Annotated in this window: 17 protein-coding genes; 2 read left to right on the top strand and 15 right to left on the bottom strand. The window is 25.2% G+C overall.

All coding sequences use genetic code 11. The annotated features are described in order from the left end of the window. The first annotated feature begins 1 nt into the window (after position 1). Positions 2-574, top strand: coding sequence for a FlgO family outer membrane protein (locus tag AMYT_RS13470; protein WP_114843042.1), 573 nt, complete (start codon positions 2-4; stop codon positions 572-574). On the opposite strand, the gene recJ is transcribed toward AMYT_RS13470, so the two are convergent. The 13 genes from recJ to AMYT_RS13405 form a co-directional block, all read right to left on the bottom strand. Beyond that, positions 569-2137 (bottom strand): single-stranded-DNA-specific exonuclease RecJ, encoded by a 1569-nt coding sequence (recJ, locus tag AMYT_RS13465; protein ID WP_114843041.1) that lies wholly within the window; start codon positions 2135-2137, stop codon positions 569-571. The two genes, AMYT_RS13470 and recJ, sit on opposite strands and share 6 nt — an antisense overlap. After that, positions 2137-3753, bottom strand: a complete 1617-nt coding sequence (locus AMYT_RS13460; RefSeq protein ID WP_114843040.1) for a CTP synthase — start codon at positions 3751-3753, stop codon at positions 2137-2139. The genes recJ and AMYT_RS13460 overlap by 1 nt, the downstream gene beginning before the upstream one ends. A gap of 100 nt (positions 3754-3853) precedes the next feature. Continuing rightward, the gene (gene ccoG / locus AMYT_RS13455) at positions 3854-5236 is read right to left on the bottom strand and encodes a cytochrome c oxidase accessory protein CcoG (protein WP_114843039.1); all 1383 of its coding nucleotides are present in this window, start codon (positions 5234-5236) and stop codon (positions 3854-3856) included. Between the two features lie 123 nt (positions 5237-5359). Continuing rightward, on the bottom strand, positions 5360-6175 hold the full coding sequence (locus AMYT_RS13450; protein WP_114843038.1) for a hypothetical protein: 816 nt from the start codon (positions 6173-6175) through the stop codon (positions 5360-5362). A gap of 91 nt (positions 6176-6266) precedes the next feature. Continuing rightward, positions 6267-7745 carry a B12-binding domain-containing radical SAM protein gene (locus tag AMYT_RS13445; protein ID WP_114843037.1) on the bottom strand — a complete coding sequence of 493 codons (1479 nt, stop codon included), beginning with the start codon at positions 7743-7745 and terminating at the stop codon, positions 6267-6269. Between the two features lie 85 nt (positions 7746-7830). Continuing rightward, positions 7831-8550, bottom strand: coding sequence for a hypothetical protein (locus tag AMYT_RS13440; RefSeq protein WP_129085785.1), 720 nt, complete (start codon positions 8548-8550; stop codon positions 7831-7833). 166 nt (positions 8551-8716) lie between these two features. Beyond that, a complete protein-coding gene (locus AMYT_RS13435) occupies positions 8717-10252 on the bottom strand; it encodes an MBOAT family O-acyltransferase (protein WP_114843035.1) in 1536 nt (511 codons plus the stop codon). 2 nt (positions 10253-10254) lie between these two features. Further along, positions 10255-11928: a carbamoyltransferase family protein gene (locus AMYT_RS13430; RefSeq protein WP_114843034.1), complete on the bottom strand. Its 1674-nt coding sequence runs from the start codon at positions 11926-11928 to the stop codon at positions 10255-10257. Further along, complete coding sequence (locus tag AMYT_RS13425; protein ID WP_114843033.1) at positions 11925-12179, bottom strand: acyl carrier protein; 255 nt, start codon at positions 12177-12179, stop codon at positions 11925-11927. Before AMYT_RS13425 ends, AMYT_RS13430 begins: the two co-directional genes overlap by 4 nt. A 1-nt stretch (position 12180) precedes the next feature. Continuing rightward, positions 12181-13248 carry a cytochrome P450 family protein gene (locus tag AMYT_RS13420; protein ID WP_114843032.1) on the bottom strand — a complete coding sequence of 356 codons (1068 nt, stop codon included), beginning with the start codon at positions 13246-13248 and terminating at the stop codon, positions 12181-12183. A 17-nt stretch (positions 13249-13265) separates the two neighbouring features. Further along, complete coding sequence (locus AMYT_RS13415; RefSeq protein ID WP_114843031.1) at positions 13266-14360, bottom strand: cytochrome P450; 1095 nt, start codon at positions 14358-14360, stop codon at positions 13266-13268. Then, positions 14353-16017 carry an AMP-binding protein gene (locus tag AMYT_RS13410; RefSeq protein ID WP_114843030.1) on the bottom strand — a complete coding sequence of 555 codons (1665 nt, stop codon included), beginning with the start codon at positions 16015-16017 and terminating at the stop codon, positions 14353-14355. The genes AMYT_RS13415 and AMYT_RS13410 overlap by 8 nt, the downstream gene beginning before the upstream one ends. Positions 16018-16470: 453 nt before the next feature. Further along, positions 16471-17070, bottom strand: coding sequence for a class I SAM-dependent DNA methyltransferase (locus AMYT_RS13405; RefSeq protein ID WP_114843029.1), 600 nt, complete (start codon positions 17068-17070; stop codon positions 16471-16473). Between the two features lie 305 nt (positions 17071-17375). On the opposite strand from AMYT_RS13405, the gene AMYT_RS13400 reads away from it, so the two are divergent. Further along, complete coding sequence (locus AMYT_RS13400; protein ID WP_114843028.1) at positions 17376-18311, top strand: tyrosine-type recombinase/integrase; 936 nt, start codon at positions 17376-17378, stop codon at positions 18309-18311. 69 nt (positions 18312-18380) lie between these two features. Here the strand turns inward: AMYT_RS13400 and AMYT_RS13395 are convergent, their stop codons facing one another. Together AMYT_RS13395 and AMYT_RS13390 are read right to left on the bottom strand one after the other, a co-directional pair. After that, a complete protein-coding gene (locus tag AMYT_RS13395; RefSeq protein WP_162919512.1) occupies positions 18381-21023 on the bottom strand; it encodes a DEAD/DEAH box helicase in 2643 nt (880 codons plus the stop codon). Next, complete coding sequence (locus AMYT_RS13390) at positions 21023-22801, bottom strand: site-specific DNA-methyltransferase (protein ID WP_114843026.1); 1779 nt, start codon at positions 22799-22801, stop codon at positions 21023-21025. The genes AMYT_RS13395 and AMYT_RS13390 overlap by 1 nt, the downstream gene beginning before the upstream one ends. Between the last annotated feature and the right edge of the window lie 247 nt (positions 22802-23048).

Here is a 23048-nt window from a genome sequence, read left to right as displayed (position 1 = left end):
GATGAATAAACCTCTTAAATTAGTAAAGCAAGTAGTTGCTTTACTTTTTTTAACTCTTTTTTTAACTTCTTGTATCTATCATAGAAATATAGATGGTTCAATTAACTTTACTAGTTTAGTTAATACTATGGTTGAAAAATCTATTGAAAAAATAAATAAAGATGTATCTATAAGTGAAGCCGTTGTTGTTTCTGATTTTGTAAATATAGATAGATTGAAAAATAGATCAAAGCTTGGCTTCTTATTATCTTCAACATTAAAAGATAGACTTTTAGCAAATGATATAACTGTAAAAGAAATAGAACTAAGAAAAGATTTTAATTTAAATATAAATGGCTTAAATCTTCTAAGTCGAGATGTAAATGATATAAATAAAACTGTTGATGCTAGATATGCTTTTGTTGGGAGTTACTCAATTACTACAAAAAGTTTAATAGTTTTTATTAAATTAATTGATTTACAAAGTGGAGATATTTTAGTCTCTTCTCAAGAAAGTACACTAATAAATGAAGAGATTTTAGATTTAGAAAGACAAAAAAATATAAAAGATATTTATTCACCAATGGTGTTATAAAATATCTTCTATTAAAAACTGAGCAGATACTTCTCCTCTAAATTCATTTTTACTAACTGATACAATAATATCAATATTTTCTTTTGTATATGGCTCATCACAATGAAATCTTAATGCTTCAAAAATAAATCCATCACTATTTAAAAGAAGTTTTAGATGATTTTTATCTTTTCCTATTAATTCACTTTTTAATACTTTTGCATTTGATACTTGAAAAATAGGTTTCTTATTATCTAAGCCATAAGGTTCAAAATTTTCTATAATTGAAAGAAACTCTAAATCAACACTTGAAACATCAAGTTCTCCTAAAGAGTCATATTCAATATGTAATTGCTCTTTCGAAACATCTAAAACTAAAGAGTTGATTTTATTTTGAAACTCTTTTAAGTTTTTTTCTTCAAGGGCTAATCCAGCTGCATTTTTATGTCCTCCAAAGCCCTTAAGTAAAGAAGAACATTGTGTTATTAGGGTATGAAGATTTATTGTAGCATTTGCTCTTGCACTACCTTTTGCAATACCTTCTTTTATTGAGAAAACAAAAGCAGGTTTTTTATAAGCATTTGAAAGTTTTGAAGCAACAATTCCTATAACTCCTTCATGCCAATCTTCTCCCCATACTACTATTACATTATCATTGTGATTTATCTCTTTTATAGCTTTTTTTGTAATTTCTTCTTGTAAAGTTTTTCTATAATTATTTAGCTCATCCAATAAATTTAAAGCTTCATTTGCTTCATATTCAGTTTTAGCAAGTAAAAAAGATAAAGCAATAGAAGCATCATCCATTCTTCCAGCACTATTTATTTTTGGAGCTATCATAAATCCTATATCATCAGACATATAAAATTTTTTTGATAAAACTTCATCAAGTTTTTTAAAAGCAGCTCTTTTAGACTCTTTTATTTTTTTTAAACCATGTTTTACAATAGTATAATTAAGATTTGTCATAGGCATAATATCAGCAACGATAGCTACACTTAAAAGGTCTAAAAACTCTCCCATATTTATATTTAACTTTAGTTCATTTTTAATTGCACCACATAAATACCAAGCAACTTGAGCCCCACATATCTCTTTAAAAGGGAAAGTGCATTCTTCTTGTTTAGGATTAATTATGGCATAAGATTGAGGTAACTCTTCTCCTACCGTATGATGGTCTGTAATAATTAAATCTATACCTTTTAAAGCAAGTTTTTTAGCTGCAACTACAGCACTTATTCCATTATCTACAGTTATTACCAATCCTTCAGAAATTAAATCAACAATTTTTTCTGATAAGCCATAGCCATGCTCAAATCTATTTGGAATAATATAATCAACTTTATAGCCAACTTTATTAAAAAAGTCTATCATAATTGTTGTTGAAACTACTCCATCAACATCATAATCACCTACTATTGTGATTTTTTCATTATTTAGTATGGCTTGTTTTATTCTTTTTGTAGCTTTTTGTATATCTTTTAATTGATTTGGAGGGGGTATATCTGCAAGTTTAGCACAAGGGTTTTCCTTGTGCCTTTCTAAAAGAATTTCAAAAAGTTTTTGTTTTGTAACTTTTGACATTAATCTTTTTTATTTGCTTGTTTAACAAAATCTAAAATAATAGGGTTTGGTGTTTCTAGGTGAGAAGTAAATTCTGGGTGAAATTGAACACCAACAAACCAAGGGTGATCTTTAATCTCAACTGCTTCAATAAGTCCATTTGACTCACCTGAAATAATCATACCAGCTTTTTCTAAAGCTTCTTTATATTTTGGATTTGCTTCATATCTATGTCTATGTCTTTCATAGTATGTTTCATTATTCCCATATGCTTTTCTAAGATTTGTTCCCTCTTTTGGTTCAAAAGGATACTCTCCTAGCCTCATAGTTCCACCCATTGGTGATTCTATAGTTCTTAATTGTTTTATTCCACTTTGGTCAATAAATTCATCAATTAAGTAAATTACTGGATTTGATGTGTTTTCATCAAACTCTACAGAGTTAGCATCTTCTAAGTTTAATACATTTCTACAGTATTCTACAATAGATAATTGCATACCTAAACAAATACCTAAGAAAGGAATTTTATTAACTCTTGCATATTCAATTGCTTTTAGTTTTCCTTCAACACCTCTGTGTCCAAATCCACCAGCAACTAAAATTGCATCTGCATTTCCTATAACTTCATAAGCACCTACATCTTCTATTCTTTCACTATCACACCAGTTAATATTAATTTTAGCATTTAAATGTGCTCCAGCGTGAGTTAATGCCTCTGTTAATGATTTATAAGATTCTTTTAAATCTAAATATTTCCCAACAAAAGCAATTGTAACTTCGTCTTGAGGTAAAATAATATGTTTTACTAATGTTTCCCATTTTTCCATATTTGGTTTAAGTTTAATATTAAAGTGATTTGAAATTGGATTTAAAATTCCCTCTTTAATAAAGTTTAATGGTACTTGATAAATTGATTGTGCATCACCAGCTTCAATAACTGCATCATAATCAACATCACATGACATAGCTAATTTTCTTTTTAACTCTTTTGGTAGAGGTTTTTCACTTCTACATACTAGCATATGTGGAGTAATACCAATTCTTCTTAACTCTTGAACTGAGTGTTGAGAAGGCTTTGTTTTAAGCTCACCAGCAGCTGAAATATATGGAATTAAAGTTACATGGATATTCATTGTATTAGTTTTTGGTAAATCATGTCTTAATTCTCTAATAGCTTCCATAAATGGTAACCCTTCAATATCTCCAACAGTTCCACCTAACTCAACAATTAAGAAATCGTGTCCTTCACCAGCGTTTAAAATTCTATTTTTAATTTCATCTACAACATGAGGGATAACTTGAATAGTTTTTCCTAAATATCCTCCCTCTCTTTCTCTTTTAATAACTGATTGATAAACTTGTCCTGTTGTAAAGTTATTTTTTGCACTTAATGTAGCATCGATAAATCTTTCATAATGTCCAATATCTAAGTCTGTTTCTGCACCATCGGCAGTTACAAAAACCTCTCCATGTTCTAGTGGACTCATAGTCCCTGGGTCAACATTTAAGTAAGGGTCAATTTTAAGCATACTTACTCTAAGTCCAGATTGTTTTAATATTGTTGCAATTGAAGCAGAAGTGATTCCTTTTCCTAAAGAACTTAGAACTCCACCCGTTACAAAAATGAATTTTGTCATTAAAAACTCCGTAAAAAATGATAATAATAATTTCGCGATTATAGCGTAGTTTGGGTTAAGATAAAGTTAAGCAAAAGAAGTTTAGGACTTCTTTTGCGGTTTATTTAAGCTTATCAGCTCTTGGATAGATAAATACAGCTTTTCTTAATACACTAACTCTTTGAGGATCATCTTGTGCATAAGCTCTTAAAGTAACTGTAATTGGTGTATCTTTTGTTTTGTCATTTACTAATCTAGCAGTTGTACTTAAAACTACTACTTTTTTAGTCATTTGATGAGGATTTAAAGTAAATGGATTAAATCTTTTAATAACAATATCTTTATGGTCAATTAATTCTAAATTATATGTATGTTTTTTAGAATCAGTATTTTGGAATAGTAATAAAAAGTTATTTGTAACTTCATTACCTTCTTTAATTTTATATAATTGAGTAGTTTTATTTACATTTAATAACATATACTCTTTTTTACCACCCATTACAAATAACAATCCAATAATAACAAGAAGTGCAACTGTGTATAAAATTGTAGATTTTCTAACAATTTTTGTTTCTTTATTATGTTTGATTTCATTTGTACTTGACCATTGAACAAGAGAAGGCTTCCCAAGTTTTCCCATAACTGTAGTACATGCATCAACACATTCTAAACAGTTAATACATTCAAGTTGTAAACCTTTTCTAATATCAATATGAGTAGGACAAACAGTTACACAAGCTTCGCATGTTGTACATTCATTTTTTTCATCTGGTAAATCTTTTTGTTTAAATATAATCTTTTCTTTACTCTCATTATAGATGTTCCCACCTCTTGATGTAGAATAAATAGCTTGATATGTATTATCATCATATAAAACAGATTGAACCCTTGAGTAAGGACATACATATACACAAAACTCTTCTTTTAAGAAAATTACATCATAAATTAAAAATCCAGCAATTGCTAAAACAAATCCTATTAAAAACATATGTTCTGTAGGATTTTGTAAGTAAGCAAAAAAATCTTCAGGTGGTACAAAGAACCACATAAAATCAGCTGCTGCAACCAATGAAATAAAAGCCCAAATTAAAATACCAATAACTCTTTTTGAAGCATTTTCTGCTTTTTTCCAATCAGGTTCTTTTTGCTTATTTTTAATTCTTCTTAAACCTAATAGTTTTGATTCTATTAAATCTCTGTAAATTACCCTAAAAATAGTTTGGGGACAGGCCCATCCGCACCAAGCTCTACCACCAATAGCAGTAACTGCAAAAATCCCTAAAAATAAAAGCATTAATAAAAATGGCATAAGGTAAAGTTCTTGCATATCAAATGCAACACCCATTAAATGAAGTTGTTTTTTATCAAATGATAATAAAAATAGATGATTCCCATTGATTGTAATAAAAGGGATAACTAAAGCAAAGATAGTTGCTAATGCATAGGCATAGTATCTTTTTATTCTATAAGGAGTCTTATTTAAATATTCATTCTCTTGACTCATAATATTTCCTTTATATAATAACAGAATTGTTACAAGTATTGTATATAAAACAACCTTATAATAAACATAAGTATATATAAGCTAAGGTTATAATTCTGCTGTTATTTAAATTAATTACCTAATTTAAGTTGTTATTATGTTTTGTATTTCAGAGCTTATCTTATCGAAATTAAATGGCTTAATTGTAGCTAATGTAGGGTAATTTAATATTATATTATTAAACTCTAAAATTAATTTATCTAAAGATTTCTCTTGAATATAAGGAATATTATATTTTTTTATAGTATTTTCATCATACTCTTTATCATTTCTTTTTAATAATACGGGAGAATTACCACAAAAAATAGATTCAAGTACTGTATTTAAAGAACCCGTTAAAAGATATTTTGTATTTTTTATACATTCTAAATACTCTTCTTCATCATAAATTTTGCTAAATGAATTTATATAGTTTTTTTCACTTCCTAAAAAAAAGTAATGCCCAAAAAGTAAAGGTAAATCATGTTTTAAACTATCTTGGCTAATTTTAAAAAGATTTTGATTATAGTCATCATCTCCATAAAAAAATAGTTTTTCAATACTTTGATTACTCTTTTTCTCTAAAAAAAGAGGATGAATAACCTCATATGGAATGTCATCTCCAACTTTATATACTTTTGAGCAATATTTTTTAATCTCATTTAATAAAGTTTGGCTTACTTCATTACTATCATAAATAAGAATATCACCTTTTTGCATAATATTTGAAAGATTTGAAATTACATCAATAGGAATATATTTTTTTACTTCTAAATACTCTTTAGCATATGCACCTGCTCTAAAATCACTTGTACATAAAATGGGATTAAACTCTTTAAGTAAAAAAGCAACAGCTGCACTTCTTCTTACACAATCCAATCCAAAGTTATGTCCACTTTTAGCATAAATATATAGTTGCATTTTTTTTCCTATTTACAATTTTAAAGAATATACTAAATAATTTATTAATATAGTATTTAATAAATACTAATTGTTTTTATATATAATATATCTATTTTTCAAAATCTATATCTGCACCAATTAGTTCTGGTTGCCAAATACCATTTTCATTGTAAACATGTCTAAGTTGCATATAAAAAAACATTAAAGTAATAAATAATTCTTTAGGGGCATTTTTTTCTATGATTTTTTCACCAATTATATTCCACATTTTTTTTTCTTCTTCCCCAAGATTTTTGATTTTTGAAATAATTTTTGAAATATCTTTTAATATATGATCTCCATTTATTTCATAAAGTTGACTAGCACTTTTAGGTTGTTTATAAGTATTAAAGTTATCTAGCATATTTAAAACTCTTAAAGTGAAATTTTTAGGTTCATATAAATTTGTAGCAAGCCATTTCATACCTAAATTCATCTCATCCGTAGAAAAATTTTTAAAAATTATATTTGAGTTTAATGGAGAACCTACTTCTACATATCTATTTGTAATAATTCTATTTTCTTTTTTTAATCGATTATATAAAGGTGTTTGATCAGGTGCAATTAAAACATTAATCATAAAGTATGGACTAAATGAGTCCATTGCCAATTCAAATTGTTCTTTAAATATATTTTTATAATCTGAATCAAACCCTAAAATCATTCCACAATAAGGTAGTATTCCATAATTATAAAATTTTTTAATAACATTTGTCATTTCTAATTTTGTATTATGAAATTTTTTTACTTCAGTCATACTCTCTGAATTAGGGGATTCAATTCCAATAAAAACCTGATCAAAACCTGCTTGGGCACATAATTGTAATAATTCATCATCTTTTACAATATCTGTTGATACTTGTGTACAAAATCTTACTGGACTTTTTTTATGTTTTAAATTCCAATCTCTTAGTCTTTTTAATAGTTTTTTAGCATGAGGTCTATTAACTGTAAAATTATCATCAGAAAAAACAATACTTCTATATCCTAAACTATATAATACTTCTAATTCTTTAATTACATCATCAATTGGTTTATGTCTTTGTTTTCTTCCTAAATAAACAATAACATCACAAAATTCACATTGATAGGGGCATCCTCTTGAAGTTTGTATTGAGCCTGCTGATGCATGATTATTTGGATATAAATCCCATCTTGGTGTGGGAGTTAATGCTAAATCAGCTTTTGTTCCATAATACGTATCTTTATATGTATTATTTCTTAAATCATTAAATAATTCAGTATGTATTTCTTCTATTTCACCTTGAACAAGTATATCACAGTACTCTCTCATTATATTAGGGGATAATGTAACATATGAGCCACCCATTATGATTATTTTTCCTCTTTTTTTAAATTCTTTTGCTATTTCTATCATTCTATTTTTTTGATATACTCTTCCTGTAATACCTATAAATTTAGAATCAATTTCAAAATTTATTTTAGATATATGTTCATCACATATATCAATTTTAAAATCATTTGGTACAAAAGCAGCTACCGTTGGTATAGCTAAATCAGCCATCATTACACCAGGTTGATAACCCATTGATTCTATTATTTCTGCTCCATAATAGCTGGGATAATCAGTTTTTGGGTTGATTAGATATATTGAATTATTTATATTTTATCCTTTAATATATAGTTTGGATTTTTTCAAGAAACTTATTTCCTAAGATGGGTTTAAAATGATTTAAATCATACCAATCTTGCTTTATTGAATCATTTACTTTTAATACTTCATTATATGATATAAATTTAACAGAAGGATTAACATTAATCTTATCTTTAAATTTTTTAGAAATCAATTCCTTAATAGGTAAATTTGTAATTTGTGAATTAATAGGAGGAAGAAAGAATATAATTTTTTTATTATTTAAATCTTTATTTTCTATTAGAGTTGATATAAAGAATGATATGTTTTTTAAAAATAAATCTGAAGAAATTTTACTATAATAGTCTAATAATTTTTTATCGTTTGCTTCATGAAATACTTTAAATACTTTAAAATTACAGTTTGGAGATTGATAAGTTTGTTTTTCAAATAAATATTCAAAAAAAGTTCTAATTGAAACATATAAAGCATTTAATGTAAAATTAGCTTCCCAAAAAGAAGGTTGAATAGAAGAAACAACTTTATTTTTATTAGTATCCAAAATTCCAACTTCAATAAAAATGGTTTTTATATTTTTATTTTTAAGAGCTTCATTTAAAAGTAAATTTGTTTCATTAAGTGTAATTCCAGTTTTTCCAACTTTTAAAATATCTTTTTCACAAGTATTAAATCCATATAGTGTTCTTGACGAGCCAATAATTATTTCTTTTAATTTATTATATTTTAAATCTTCAGTCATTTTATACATTATATTTGATGGAGGTGTTTTACTAAAAAAAGAAGATGAAAGAAAATTATTACCCGATTTTTTAAAATAATTAAATGGATTAATTGTGTAATTTATAAATAATATTATTGATAAAGAAAAAATTATTGAAGTAATTAATGTAAAAATAAATTTATAATTATTGTCCATAAATAAATCCAGAATTATTATCTAATAATAATAAACAAAATGTAAATAGTATACCTATTAATATAGCATTTTTTATATTATTTTGCCATTTGATTTTAAAAAGTGAATATTTGTTACTATCTACTAAATTAAAAATCTCCATTGTATTTGGGAATAAAAAAATGATTATAGTACATATAAAAATATGTAATATTGCTCTTCCTTCCCAAAGTAATGGTGCAATTTCTAAATATTTATTTGAAGGAAAAATACCTTCAAAATAAATATTATATGGCTTTAAAAAATATAGAATTTCTGAAAAGCTATTTGGTAAACTTAAATATATATTATTAAAAAATAGATTTTCTATATCAATATTATCAGGTGTTCTAAAATAAGTAGATGTAATTATTATCATAAATAATAATAAAATTCTTGATAAGAAATTTGCTAAATTATTAAAAGTATTTGGTAAAGAAATAAATCTTTTTAATAATTCAATACTTACCATTATTATTGCAACAAAAGTACTTATTAAAATTGAGGTCTGAACAGGAGCATGCCATGCTCCTGTTAGAAAGAAAGTTAAAAATACTGAAATTGACCATGCAAATGTATATTTAAATTCTAAATTTTTAATTGGAAGCTTTTTTAATAGCATAAAAGATGGTTGAAAAATATACTCCCTAACAAATGACATAAAACTCATGTGCCAAGAAGAAATATATTCCATTGGAGTTTTAGTTTTTAAAGGAGAATTAAAATTAATTGGTAAAATAATACCAAAGCATAATGCCATACCTATTGCCATATCACTAAATGCAGAAAAAGAAAAATAAAATTCTACTGTATTCCCCCACGCAATATAAAAAAGTTCAATTATAGAAAATTGTACTTCAGAATGTGAATTTGCAACTAAGTAAAATGAATCAATTCTTTCTTTTATTGGGTCAGCAAGTATAGTTTTTTTTGCAAATCCCAATATAAATAAGCTTAATCCTATAGTTATATTTTCAATTGAGATTTTATATTTAAAAATACAATCAAATTGTTTTATAACTTTTTTGTAAGGAGTTAATGGTCCAGAAATAATATATATAAAGAAAAAAGAGAAAAATAAATAGTTTATAAAATTGAATTTATCTAAATTTTCTTTTTTTGTTGCATCAAAAAGTGCAGTAATTTGCTGTAAAACATAAAAGGATAAACCTAAAGGAATTCCTAGAAACATATTTGTATCATTAGTTTCTATAAGAACATAGCTATTTATGTATTTATAATAAAATAATGGTAATAAATTTATTATAATACCCAAAGATCTTAATATATTTTTATTAAAACCTTTGATAATTAGTTTTATAAACAAGTAATTAATTAAACATAATATACAAAGAATATAAAAAGATAAACTATCTAAATATAATAAAAAAAAGATTGAAACTAATAGAATAATATATTTAGATAGTTTTTTAGTAAAAAATCTTACAGAATAAAACAATAAGATTAAAATAGGGAAAAAAACTAAATAATATTGAATAAATGACATTATTATCTTTTTTCTATATATATGTTTTCTATTAATATTGCATTTAAACCTGTTGTATGCAATACTGAAATTGCATCATTTACTGTATGAACAATAGGCTTCCCCATAACATTAAAACTAGTATTTAGTAAAATAGGAATACCAGTTATATTATTAAACTCCATACACAAATTATATAACCACGAAAAATTGTGCTTATCTAAAGTTTGTACTCTTCCTGTATTATCTTCATGTACTACAGCAGGTACAAGCTCTTTTGCATTATTTTTCCATTTTAATGTAAATGACATATAAGTACAAGGTTGAACTTGTTCAAACCAATTATTCATTAACTCAAAAGGGATAATTGGTGCAAATGGTCGATAATTTTCCCTTCCTTTAACTATTTTATTTATTCTTTCTTTCATATTTTTAGGTCTTGGATCAGCTAAAATTGATCTATTTCCTAATGCTCTTGGTCCAAATTCAGCTTTCCCTCTCATAACTCCTATAATAATTCCTTGAGATAATTTTTTAGCAATAAAATTAGTATCATTTATATCAATTTGCGTTATTTCCAATCCCGAATGATTAGTTAAATTATTTAAATCTTTTAAATTAACTTCACTACCTAAAAATGGACTTACTTGATTAAAAGGCAGTGATAAATTAGTTTGATTATGTTTCCAAGCTAAAATTGCTGCACCCAATGAGTTCCCATCGTCTGCAGGTGCAGAAGGTATATGAACAGATTTAAATGGATGGTTTTTTAAAATAGTACCATTAAAAGAAGAGTTTAATGCACACCCACCAGTTAGTATAAGATTTTCACTTAAATTTGATATACTTTTTAAAATTTGGTTTGCAAGTTCACTATAAACAAATTGTCCTGATGCTGCTAAATTTGCAGAATTTAAAATATCTTCTGATTCTTTATGTTTATATTTTTTTAGTTCTGCCATAACTTCTTTTAAATTATTTTCCACTGCAAGCATTGGTTTTCCATCTTCAATAGTAATTAATTTTCTAAGTAATTCTACGATTTTATCATCAACTTTACCATATGCTGCTAAGCCCATAACTTTCCATTCTTCTCCTGCAATAGTACTAAAACCACATAATTCAGTTAATGTACTATAAAATGTACCTAAACTTCCAGGTCCCCAAGAACGCCAAATCCTTTTTAAAGTTATACCATCCCACATAAATACAGAAGCAGAACCCACTTCCCCCTCACCATCTAAAACTAAACAAACAGCATTATTAAATGGAGCAGAATAAACTGCAGCTGTAGCATGACAATGATGATGATCAAAATTTAAAAAATCAGGAAGAATCCTATTTTTAGCAATCATTTGACAATGCACTCCTGCATTTTTTTGAACTATTGCTTGTAAATTTCTTATCCACTCCCCAATACTTTTTTCAATTAAATCATCAGATATTTCAACTGGTAAATCTGCTTTTATTTTTTTCCAACTTTTGGCAATTTGAAATTCTGCATTTTCATCAGTATCAATAATTTTTTCTAAAAAAGATTTTAAATGATTCATATGGTCAGGTAAAGAACCCCATGCTCGTTTATCTTGTAAATAACGTTCTGTGGCTTCTGCTACTAAAACTTTTCCTTTTGAATCTACGATTGTAAAAGAAGGATCATGTCCTGAAGTAGATAACCCTATATAATATCGACTCATAACTGTTCTTCAATTAATCTGATTACTTCATTTGCAACTTCATTTGCATTTTTACATTCAAACATAATAATAGGTTCAACTTCTATATTATATTCATCCTCAATATATCCACAAATTAAAACAGCAGAAAGTGAATCTACTCCTACAGATGATAAGCTTGTATGGGCCAAAATCTCAGACTCTTCGTTTTTTGTTAGTTTTTTAACTTTATTAATTATAAAATTAATAACTTCTTCTTTTTTAATATTCATTTTATGACTCCTTTATATTTTTAACTATTATTTTCATATAAGAATTTGCAATATGATTTGTCTTATCTTTTTCTTTTGAAAGTATTTTTAAAGAAATTGTATCTAAAAATCTTGGAACTATTTCAGAAATCAAGCTTCTAGATATAAAAGCACCTAAACAAAGATGTTTTCCATGTCCAAATGCAAAATTTTTATTTTCCATTGGACAATTATTTTTATGATTTTTAATACTTGTTGAAATGTCAATTAAAAGTGTATTGCCTTTTTTTATAAAAGTATTATTGATTATTTTATCTTCTACTGCAATTCTATGTATAAAAATAGGGGCTGCACATTTCCATATATAGTAATCAATATTATTTAAAAAATCTTTTTTTGAGATATTTGGTTTATTTTCATAAAGATACACAATGATATTTATTATTGTTTGTGCTAAGGGTGCAATTGCAGCATAAAGAACAATTATATAAGCTTTTTTTTCATCTAATGATAATTCAATATTATTATCTAATAAATCTTTAAATATTGAATCTTGATTATGTGTTTTTTCTAAATCTAAACTATCTATTAATTCTTTTAAATCAGAGTTTACAAGTTTTAATTTATTTATAGATAACATTGGTTCTATTAATCTTTGTAAAACTATGGCTTTTTTATCAAAATCTTTTTCATTATTAGAATAAATACCTAAATATGGTTTTAAAAGTTCTGTAAATATTGGGATATTTAGTTCTTGAATTAAGTCAAATTCTTCTAAAGAATTTATTCTATTTAATATTTTATCAATAGTATTTTGAAAAAAAGGTAACCATTTTTCATAATATTTTGTCCCTAAGTATACTTGACCAATACTTCTTAGATATTGATGTTTTTCTCCTTCTAAAAAGAAAGGGGACATTGTTGTAAAAAGACGTAATGTTGATAAATCAATATTTGAAGCTTCTGATAATTTATCTAAAAAACTTAATAAATCAGGTACTACAAATGAAGAATCTTTTAAAATACTTATTGCAGTATCAAAATCTTTAATAATGATAATCCCTTCTTTATTTTCAAATTTATTATTCATATTTAATCCTAATTAATTTAATTATCAAAAGTTATTGGACAACTTTTTGCTCTTTTAGCAAAAGTAGAAAATTGATATGTAATTTTATTTTTATCATATTTAAACTGTTTTATTTTATTGAAAAATCTAGGGATGGTAGCTATTATAACTAGTTTTGCAAAATGTAAGCCTGAGCAAATATGTGAGCCACCTCCAAATCCAATATGTGAATTTTCTTTATTTGAAAGTTGTGAAAAATCAATGTTATTTTCATAAAAAGATGTATCTCTATTTGCTTTATAAACATCAATTATAATTTGTTCATCTTTTTTTAAATGTAAATCATCAAAAGAAATATCTTCATTTGCTACTCTTGTTAAATATTTTGTTGATGCACAAAGTCTTACTAAATGATCCACATTATGCATAAGCCAAAATTCATCAATCATTTTATTTTTTATTTCATTATCTAAATTGTTATATTCACAAAGAATACAAACTAAACTTTCAGTAGTTGTTCTTGATGCAATTACTAATGTCATAAGAATGATTATTAATTGTTTTTCTTCTATATTTTCTTTCATATTTTTTGATATTTCATCTAATAATCCACTATTTTTTTCAATAATTATTTGTTTATGAATTTCTTCTGCTAATTCTAAATAGTTTTTTTGAAGTTTTTTTAAACTCTTAATGGATAACAAAGGTTCAGTAATTGTAGTTGAAAGTTCAATATTTTTTAAAAAAACATCTTTATCTTTAATTTTAAAACCAAAAATATCTTCAATGATACTAATATAAAGTGGGTTTGTAAAATGTAAAACTAAATCAGGATTAGATTCCTTTAAAAAATTATCTAAAATCTTTTCAATAATGTTATTTATTTGGTCTTTATATATAGAAATTGATTTCATTGACATTGGCTTAGAAATTATTTTTCTTAACTTTAGATGTTCTGCTCCATTCATAAAAGAAAGCATAGATTTACAAATTTCAATTAATTCTTTAAAATCTTCATTTGATTTTTCTTGTAATTCTTCAAGATATGGCACAATATTAAAAGCTCTCATTTTAGGGGATTTCAAAATTTGTTGGCTAATAGTTTGTGAAGTAATAATTTTTATATTATTCATTTGTAAGTAATCCTTTTTTATATAACTCTTTTATTCTTATTTGTTGAAGTTTTCCACTTGTTGTTTTTGGTAAACTCCCTCTGCTAACTATAATTAAATTTTCAACACTTAGTCCAAATTCTTTAAATAAAACATTTTTTATATTCTCTTTTAAAGAAATTAAAAAATCTTTTTCATAGGAAGAAATTTTTTTATTTAATTCAATTATTACAACTACAGAGTTAGATAATTCATTAGCTTTAAAAATTAATGATTTTGAAAAATGAATATCTTTAAATTCGTTTGCTAAAACATTTATAATATCATTTGAGAATAGATTTCTACCATATATTTTAATTAAATTTTTAATTCTACCTGATATAAAAAGACAGTTTTTATCAATAAAACCTATATCTCCTGTTTTAAACCATTCTTTTCCATTTATATGAATAGTATCTAGTTTTTGTGAAATATACTCTTTAGTTAAATTATCTCCACAAATAAGGATTTCTCCTTCCTCTTTTTCTTTTACAATTTTTTTTGAACTATTATTATATATTAATAGATTTGTTAAAGATTCTTCTGAAAAATAGCATCCTTCTGAAAATGTTCTAATATTCTTTTTATCAAAAGCGATATTTTCCCAAAAAGGTTCTCCTAATATAAATAAGGTTGCTTCGGCCATTCCATATGTAGCAAAAACAGAATTTTTATTTAACTTATATTTATTTGTTGAAGTTCTAAATTCTTCAAGAAGTTGATGCGAAACATAATCAGCTCCACAAAAAGCCAATTTCCAATTTGATAAATCAAAATCAAAATTATTGTTTTCATTTAATATTTTAGTACACATTTCATAAGCAAAAGGAGGACCACCACTTATATAAATTTTTTTTTCACTAATAAGTTTTAACCAATTAATTGGGTTTTTTATAAATTCTTGTGGAGTCATTAAATAAGTTTTCATTCCGCTTATTAAAAAACAATAAATAATACTAAATAATCCCATGTCATGAAATATTGGAAGCCATGTTAAAAAATTTTTATTAGTATCAAATCTCCATTTTTTATCTAATTCTTCATAATTTTTTAAAATATTAAAACTTGTAATTTTTACACCTTTAGGTATATTGGTAGTTCCTGATGTGTATTGAACGACAACCTCTTTATACTCTTTATTCAATGTCTTTTTTTCTAATTCATAAAATACATTTTCTTGATTAATTATATTATCTTTTATATCAGTTATTAACTCATCATCAAATGAAAAAATAGAATCCAAATTTAATAAAGAGTTATTATCAACAAAATATTTTTTATATTTAGGGGTAGTTATTACTGTTTTTATATTTAATTCATTTATAATATTTTTTATTCTTGTTATCTCTGTTTTACTTCTTGGTACAGGAATAGGAACAATAGTTATTTTTGAATATATAGAACCTATAAGTGTTACTACAAATTCTATACTAGGATCCATGCATACTAAAATATATTTATCTTTTGGAAACTTATCTATAAAGTGTGATGCTAGATTTAGAGATAACTTATTTAAATTTTTTCTATTTATTGATTGTTCATCTTTTTTGGTTAAAAAATATAGGCAAGGTGCGTTGTCTAAATCAAAAAGATTTTTAAAAATCTTATATTTAAGTATATTGTAATAATTTTTTTTCATATTTTCTTTGAATTATGGGAATTACAAATTATAATAAATGAAATATTAAATTAATATTATATTTGTCAATAAATAATTTACTTGAAATTTTAAAATAATAATTTATTTTCTAAATATCAAGTTATAATACATATTAAAATGACTATTAAGAAATTTATCTTTATAAAGTATTCTTTGTACATAAAATTGAAAGTGAAAAGTATTATCCGGGTTATTTAAGGTAAATTTAGGGATGATACTTTTCTTATTAAATTATGTTAAATTAAACTCTTATTTTCAATTTTTATTGTTTTTGAGATTTTATAAAATATATATTAGTTATTGAGAATAATATTTTTTTAAATATAATTGATTCAAAAGTAACTATTATGAAAAAATAGTTATTTCAATATTAAATATAAAACTATTTGGAAGTATATGTATGCATATTGATTGTCTGACTTAACATATTCTTTAGACTTTTTCTACCACAAGGTAGGTATGAACTTCTGGATATTGATCAAACTCTAAGTGTCTGATAATACATCCTAATTCAATGAATAATTTTATGAAACCATTTAGTCCAAGTGATGAATAATAAACATCAGGTCCCATAAAATTGTTAATATGAGCACCTTCTTCATCTGTACCTCCAAATGAAAATATAAATACTCCACCAACATTAAGACTTTCAATAATTTTATAAAGAACATTTCGTTGCTCCAATAGAGGAACATGCCAAATACTGTCCCATGCTGTTATAAAGTCATACTTTTCAGACAACTTGTATTTGCAAATATCAGCTTGTATAAAGTGAACCTTTGGATGTTTTTTTCGTGCAATATTTAGCATCTTGTCTGAAATATCTAAACCAATAGGTATAAAACCTTCATTTAAGAGTAATTCAATAAATCGACCAGTACATCCACAGCCAATATCTAAAGCGTTACCACGATTTTTAACAAAGCTTATTGCTTTTTTGTGCTGAGCAATACCATTACTCATATCAAATTTTTTACTATCCCAAATGTGAGTAATTTGATTATATGCTTTTCCTATCTCTTCTGGTTTCACTTAATATTTCCTTAAAAACCTAATTATTTATTAATATAGCATTCTATATTAAACCTTCTTAAATATAAAAAAGAGTGGGAAAAAGCAAATAAAAATATAAGATTATTAATCCTTTGCTAACAGGTAAAAGGAATATTAAAAAAGCTGTAAATACTTAATAAAAATTGAAAAGTATTTTTTGAGTTTAAGAATTAGGTAGAGATATTATTAATCTTTGAGAATTAACAAGTTTATTATTTTATTAAGAATTATAAATTTTTAAATAGTTATTGATAATATGGATCTAAAATTAATAAGGATAATATATGAAACTATTTGAAATGATAAAATTATTTGAAGCACATTGTATTTATGAGAAAAATTTAAGTAGTAAAACAGTTAAAGCTTACAATATAGATTTAAAGCAATTTAGAGAATATAAAGATAGTGAGAATAGTTCACTTGATTTATTTGATAAAATTTATATTAAAGAGTATGTAAAATATTTATTTGAGCAGGAATTAAAAGCAAAAAGTATTAAACGTAAAGTCGGAACATTAAAGACATTTTTTAATTTTTTAGAATTTGAAGAGTTTATTGAGTTTAGTCCATTTAAAAAAATGCAATTATCAATAAAACTACCAAAGAGACTTCCTAAAACTATAGATAAAAAAGACCTAAGACGTTTCTTTAAATTTATATATGCATATAAAGAAAATATAGAAGATAAAAATTCATATACTTATTATGCAGCAGTAAGAGATATTGCAGTAACAGAACTGCTATTTGCAACAGGGATGAGAGTCTCAGAGCTTTGTCATTTAAAACCAACTGATATTAATATACAAAGAGGAATTGTCAATATTTTTGGAAAAGGATCAAAAGAAAGAGCCATTCAGATTTGCGACCCTGAAGTAAAACAATCTCTTGTAGAATATTATAAACTATTTAATAAAAAAATTTATGAAAAAAACTTCTTCTTTATTAACAGACTTAATAATATGCTTTCTGAAGATTCTGTAAGGCATATGATAAAAAGATACCAATTATTATCAGGAATTAGAAAACATGTGACCCCTCATCAATTTAGACATACACTAGCAACAGGATTATTAGAGGAAAATGTTGATATTAGATACATTCAAAATATTTTAGGACATTCATCAATCTTAACTACACAGATATATACAGTAGTCAATTCTCAACATCAAAAAAAGATTTTAAAAACTAGACATCCTAGAAAACATCTAAATATTCATTAAAAAAAGAGGCTAAAATGCCTCTTTTGAACCTTGGTTAGTAAAGAACTATTCTTTATTTAAAATAAATAATTAATACAAAAGTCTATCGATTTTATTTTTTATTTTGTGCATATAATCATTTGCACTAACCATTATAAAGCCAACATTTGGATTTAAGTCTTCCCAAACACTTCCAACTTTATTCTTTTCCTTACTATCATCATTTGTTGATCGATCTTCACCCTTGTATTCAATAACTAATATTTTCCCATTTATTAATTTGAGAATAAAATCTGGATAAAATTTGTCGGTTGAAGTTTGAAGCCAAAAAGAATAATCAGGTCTTCTGTCTATATTTCTAATCCAAGTTTCAATATTTTCAAGCTTGTCAATGTATTTTGCACATTCATATTCTTCTTTTTTTCCTAGCATTTGTATTCTATTAGGATAATAGTGTTTTTTAAATTCTGAACTACGAGCATCGATATTTGAAGTAGGATATGTTTGTTTACTAAATGTAAATTGAATATTTGGAGAAACTTCAAAATCAAAATTATCAAACAAACTATTAAAATATTTTGTTTTATTCAATTGATTAGTATCTTTAATTTTTTTCATTATAGCTTTTTTTAATTTAATTCTATAAATATATAGATCATCTATGCTATATCCTTTATCAATTAAATTTCTAATAACATGTGAGGCAAATTTTTGTACGCTTTTACTTGGACTACTATTTAATTCTTTGCTGTTATTACTAAGAATAACTTTTATTATGTCTCTTGGTTCAATATTGGTTTTAAATAATTGATTCTTAGAAAAATGTACTAATCTTTCTCTAAGTGGATTAATAACAACTTTTTTAGTCTTCGAGTCAATATCTATTGACTCAACTGTAGAATTTTCTTCAATATGGAATTCATCTTCAGTCAGAAATGCTTGAGCTAGAAATTCTTCTTCTGTCCAATTAATATGTTCTTGAATATGACTTTCTTCAAATACTTCAAAAATACCTTGATCATTCTTGATTGTCAATAGAGGAATTGAAAAATCTCCATTTTGTGAGATACGTATAATTTTATTAGAAATAGCTTCATCTATTAATTTCTCAACTTGTTTATATTCATTCTCATCTTGTATAGCTGATCTTAGTTCTTTTTTAAGAGAGTTAGGATTTATTGGTCGTTTAAATAATGTAAACTTTTTGGTAATATTATTGTAATCTATAGCTTCTTGATTTTTTATACTAACTTGCCCAATATCAAAATTTGATACATCAATACTATTGTTTTCATGCAAGCTATCAATATCAAATAACCCACCAATAGAATTTGCTTCAGGATTAGTATGGGGATCTTTTATAATACTCAAATTAGCTTCAATTTCTTCAAAACCATTATCTATTAATTGATCTTTTAGTGTTTGTGCTGTTTCTTGAAATTTTTTAGATGAAACGATTGCATAAGAATAATTTAATTCTTCATTTTCTTTTTGTTCAACATAGGGATTACGTAATATTCTTCCTAACAATTGCTCAACTGAAGTTGCTGAACTTAAATCTGAAACAACGCCTAATACATAAGCAAATGGACAGTCCCACCCTTCTTTTAAAGCATCAACTGTAATTATATATTTAACAGGGCATTCTTTATCTTCAATAGACTTACAACCTCTACTTGATATATTGTCTAATTCTTTAATAGTTCCTGTTGCAATTACTATTTCATTTTCTTTTACTCCTATTTTTAACAAGTAATTCTTTATTCTTTCATAAGTTATAGAGTCTTCATTTCGATCTGGTTCTGCTCTAAAAAGTACAATAGGTCGAATATATTTTTTTTCACTAATTGCTAATGCATCAAGATTCTCTCTTCTATCTTTAGAATATTTAACAGTTTTCTCCCAATTATCAACTGTTTCTAAAATAATTGGTAACTTAATCATATTTTCAGCTTTTAATTGACTTGCTGATACACTATATATAATATTACTTGCATATTTACCTGCATTTGGCTTATGATTCCTTTCAGGTGTTGCCGTTAGCTCAAGAACAAAAGAAGGATTTAAATTAATTATATTAGATAAGCTTAAATTTGCACGTACTTTATGTGCTTCATCAATAATAATATATGGAGATGATTGCTTAATTGCATTTGCAAGACTTGGCTCATCTTGATATTTGCTATTTTCTAAAAAATTTGCATAATTACTATTTAATTCATAAAATTTTCTAATATCATCATTCCCAACATTAAATGATTGCATACTTCCAACTAAAATTGTAATGTCTGTCTTTTTATTAAAAGTATTTTTTAACGCATCTTTTAATCTCATTACATTTATAGAAGCTGAGGGGAAGTCTTCTTCTATGGCTTTTCTATAAGAGTGTTTTGGATTTTTGAGGGCTTTAATTGTTTGATTGACTATGATATCTTTTGGAGCCAACCAAATTACTAAAAATGTTTTATCACTTTCATATAATTCTTCTATTACTGGTTTCAAACTTTTAGCAGCTATTAATGTTTTACCTCCACCCGTAGGTATTCTAATGCATAGATAAGGAGCAGTTGATTCTTTAACTTTTAAATAGGGTTCATATGGTTCAGAAAACTGTTCTGAATTTTTCAATGTATTGTTAAAAGCTTCTTCTACTTTACCAGATGATTTTTTATAGTTTTTACAAAATGAAATAAGTGTATTAAGTGCTTCTTGTTGATATATTTTTAATTCCACTATTTATCCTTAATCGAGAATGGTAATTGTTTAAATGTGATATTGTGTTTAGATAATTCATATTCTGATATTGTAGTTCTATCTGCATATACTATTGATTGTTGATTATTGTTTTTAATAATTTGATTAAAATTATTTTTTTTGAAATCTTCTTTCGAAAACAAATAAAGTGAAACATTATTAATGGTCCCTAAATAATTTTCATTTGTTATTTGTATATTTAATGCTTGTCCAAATTCTGTAAAGTAAAGATGTTTAGCGAGTGTTGAATGTGATATTTTTTCATTCAATAAACCATATTCATCAAAAAGAGGTTCTGATAATTCACAATACTGAAAACCTCCACCAATCCCTTTTTTAAATTTTTTTATATTATTTTGTCCAATTAAAGTTACTGTATTTTCTTTAAATGATTTTGATATTTTGTCAAAATTTGGTGTTTGTTCAGTAATCGTATTTTCAATATCGATTGACAATTTTTCCATAATGTTTGGCTTTAATATTTGTGCCATACCTAATTTCTTTTTAAATAATTCAGTTTTTTGGGTTCCTGTAAATTCATACCCTTTAATAACTTTTTTTATTCGATTAGCTGTAATTTCTTCTGCATATTCTTCCATTTCAATAAGAATAAATTTTCTATTAAATCCGTCTTTTTGATTTTGCTCTAAAACTGCTTGAGCAGTTGATCCACTCCCTGCAAATGAATCTAACACTATATCTCCATCTTTTGTAGCAAGATGTAGTAAGTGCTTTATTAATTCAACAGGCTTAGGATAATCAAATACTTTTTTACCAAATATATTTTTTAATTCTTTTGAAGCTGATGTTGTTGTTCCATAATCATTACCAGGCAGCCAAGTTGTAGGAACTTCACCAAATATCTTTTTTTCTTCATAAAATACTTTTAATTGTGGTTTCCCTAATCCATCAGCACCAAATATTATTCTTTCATCTTCATACAATTTATCGTAACTTGATTCCTCTGTTCTCCAACATCTACCTTCAGGAGGTAAATATTTAACTTTAGTGATGGGATTTACAATTTCATAAGTTAAATTTTCTCTGATATTTGGTGCATCAAAAGGATCTGCTTTCCAAGGACCTCTAGGATCATTATCAGGATTAGAATATCTTTTAATATCAACTTCATCTGGATAAAATACAAATGATTCATCATTAAACCAACTAGAAATATTTGTTTCTTTTAATCTCCTATCTTTTAATCTTCTGTTTTTTGCATAAGCTAATATATATTCACCATTAGTACTAATATCAGTGTCATTCTGTTTAGATGTACGAGATTGCCAAAATAACGTTGTAGCATAATTTTGACTTCCAAATATTTCATCCATTATTAATTTTAATGTATTTATCTCTGCTTCATCTATAGATATAAAAATTACACCATCTTCTTTCAAAAATTTATGTAAAAGCTTTAATCTTGGATACATCATACAAAGCCACTTGTCAGTTCTAGATAAATCTTCTTTGTCTACTGTTGCATGAAGCCATTTTTTTATAATATGAGAATCCACAGCATCATTGTAGACCCATGATGTATTTCCTGTGTTATATGGAGGGTCAATATAAATCATTTTAATTTGATTAGCATAATAAGGTAATAGTGCTTTAAGAGCCAAGAGATTATCTCCTTTAACTAATAAATTACCACTGTTTTTCTCTCCAAAATTTTCTTTACATGCTAATACATTGTATTCAATTTCATTGTGATGGTTAATAACATTTTCTTTACCAATCCAGTTGAGTGTAGGCATTAATTTTTCCTGTTGAAAGAAGCCCAACTTTTTTATTTTTTAAAGTTAGTTCTTTACTATCTTGTATTTATATTTAGTTATTATATCTACAATAAATAAATATAAAAATAATTTTATATCATTTTTTATAAAAAATAAAAAATATGTAATATTATATTTATATAATTAGATAGAGATAACAACAGTGTTCTTGAAAAGTTGATATAGATTAATATCTCTTATCAAAATAGTAATTCAAATAGATTAC

The organism is Malaciobacter mytili LMG 24559 (genome assembly GCF_003346775.1).
GTDB lineage: Bacteria > Campylobacterota > Campylobacteria > Campylobacterales > Arcobacteraceae > Malaciobacter > Malaciobacter mytili.
Note: the sequence above shows the minus strand (reverse complement) of the source record. Positions and strands in the feature narration are given on the sequence as shown.

Bases quoted from the DNA above. Each gene is read 5' to 3' on its own strand.
- AMYT_RS13470 (WP_114843042.1), top strand. From the start codon at position 2: ATGAATAAACCTCTTAAATTAGTAAAGCAAGTAGTTGCTTTACTTTTT.
- recJ (WP_114843041.1), bottom strand. From the start codon at position 2,137: ATGTCAAAAGTTACAAAACAAAAACTTTTTGAAATTCTTTTAGAAAGG.
- AMYT_RS13460 (WP_114843040.1), bottom strand. From the start codon at position 3,753: ATGACAAAATTCATTTTTGTAACGGGTGGAGTTCTAAGTTCTTTAGGA.
- ccoG (WP_114843039.1), bottom strand. From the start codon at position 5,236: ATGAGTCAAGAGAATGAATATTTAAATAAGACTCCTTATAGAATAAAA.
- AMYT_RS13450 (WP_114843038.1), bottom strand. From the start codon at position 6,175: ATGCAACTATATATTTATGCTAAAAGTGGACATAACTTTGGATTGGAT.
- AMYT_RS13445 (WP_114843037.1), bottom strand. From the start codon at position 7,745: ATGGGTTATCAACCTGGTGTAATGATGGCTGATTTAGCTATACCAACG.
- AMYT_RS13440 (WP_129085785.1), bottom strand. From the start codon at position 8,550: ATGACTGAAGATTTAAAATATAATAAATTAAAAGAAATAATTATTGGC.
- AMYT_RS13435 (WP_114843035.1), bottom strand. From the start codon at position 10,252: ATGTCATTTATTCAATATTATTTAGTTTTTTTCCCTATTTTAATCTTA.
- AMYT_RS13430 (WP_114843034.1), bottom strand. From the start codon at position 11,928: ATGAGTCGATATTATATAGGGTTATCTACTTCAGGACATGATCCTTCT.
- AMYT_RS13425 (WP_114843033.1), bottom strand. From the start codon at position 12,179: ATGAATATTAAAAAAGAAGAAGTTATTAATTTTATAATTAATAAAGTT.
- AMYT_RS13420 (WP_114843032.1), bottom strand. From the start codon at position 13,248: ATGAATAATAAATTTGAAAATAAAGAAGGGATTATCATTATTAAAGAT.
- AMYT_RS13415 (WP_114843031.1), bottom strand. From the start codon at position 14,360: ATGAATAATATAAAAATTATTACTTCACAAACTATTAGCCAACAAATT.
- AMYT_RS13410 (WP_114843030.1), bottom strand. From the start codon at position 16,017: ATGAAAAAAAATTATTACAATATACTTAAATATAAGATTTTTAAAAAT.
- AMYT_RS13400 (WP_114843028.1), top strand. From the start codon at position 17,376: ATGAAACTATTTGAAATGATAAAATTATTTGAAGCACATTGTATTTAT.
- AMYT_RS13390 (WP_114843026.1), bottom strand. From the start codon at position 22,801: ATGCCTACACTCAACTGGATTGGTAAAGAAAATGTTATTAACCATCAC.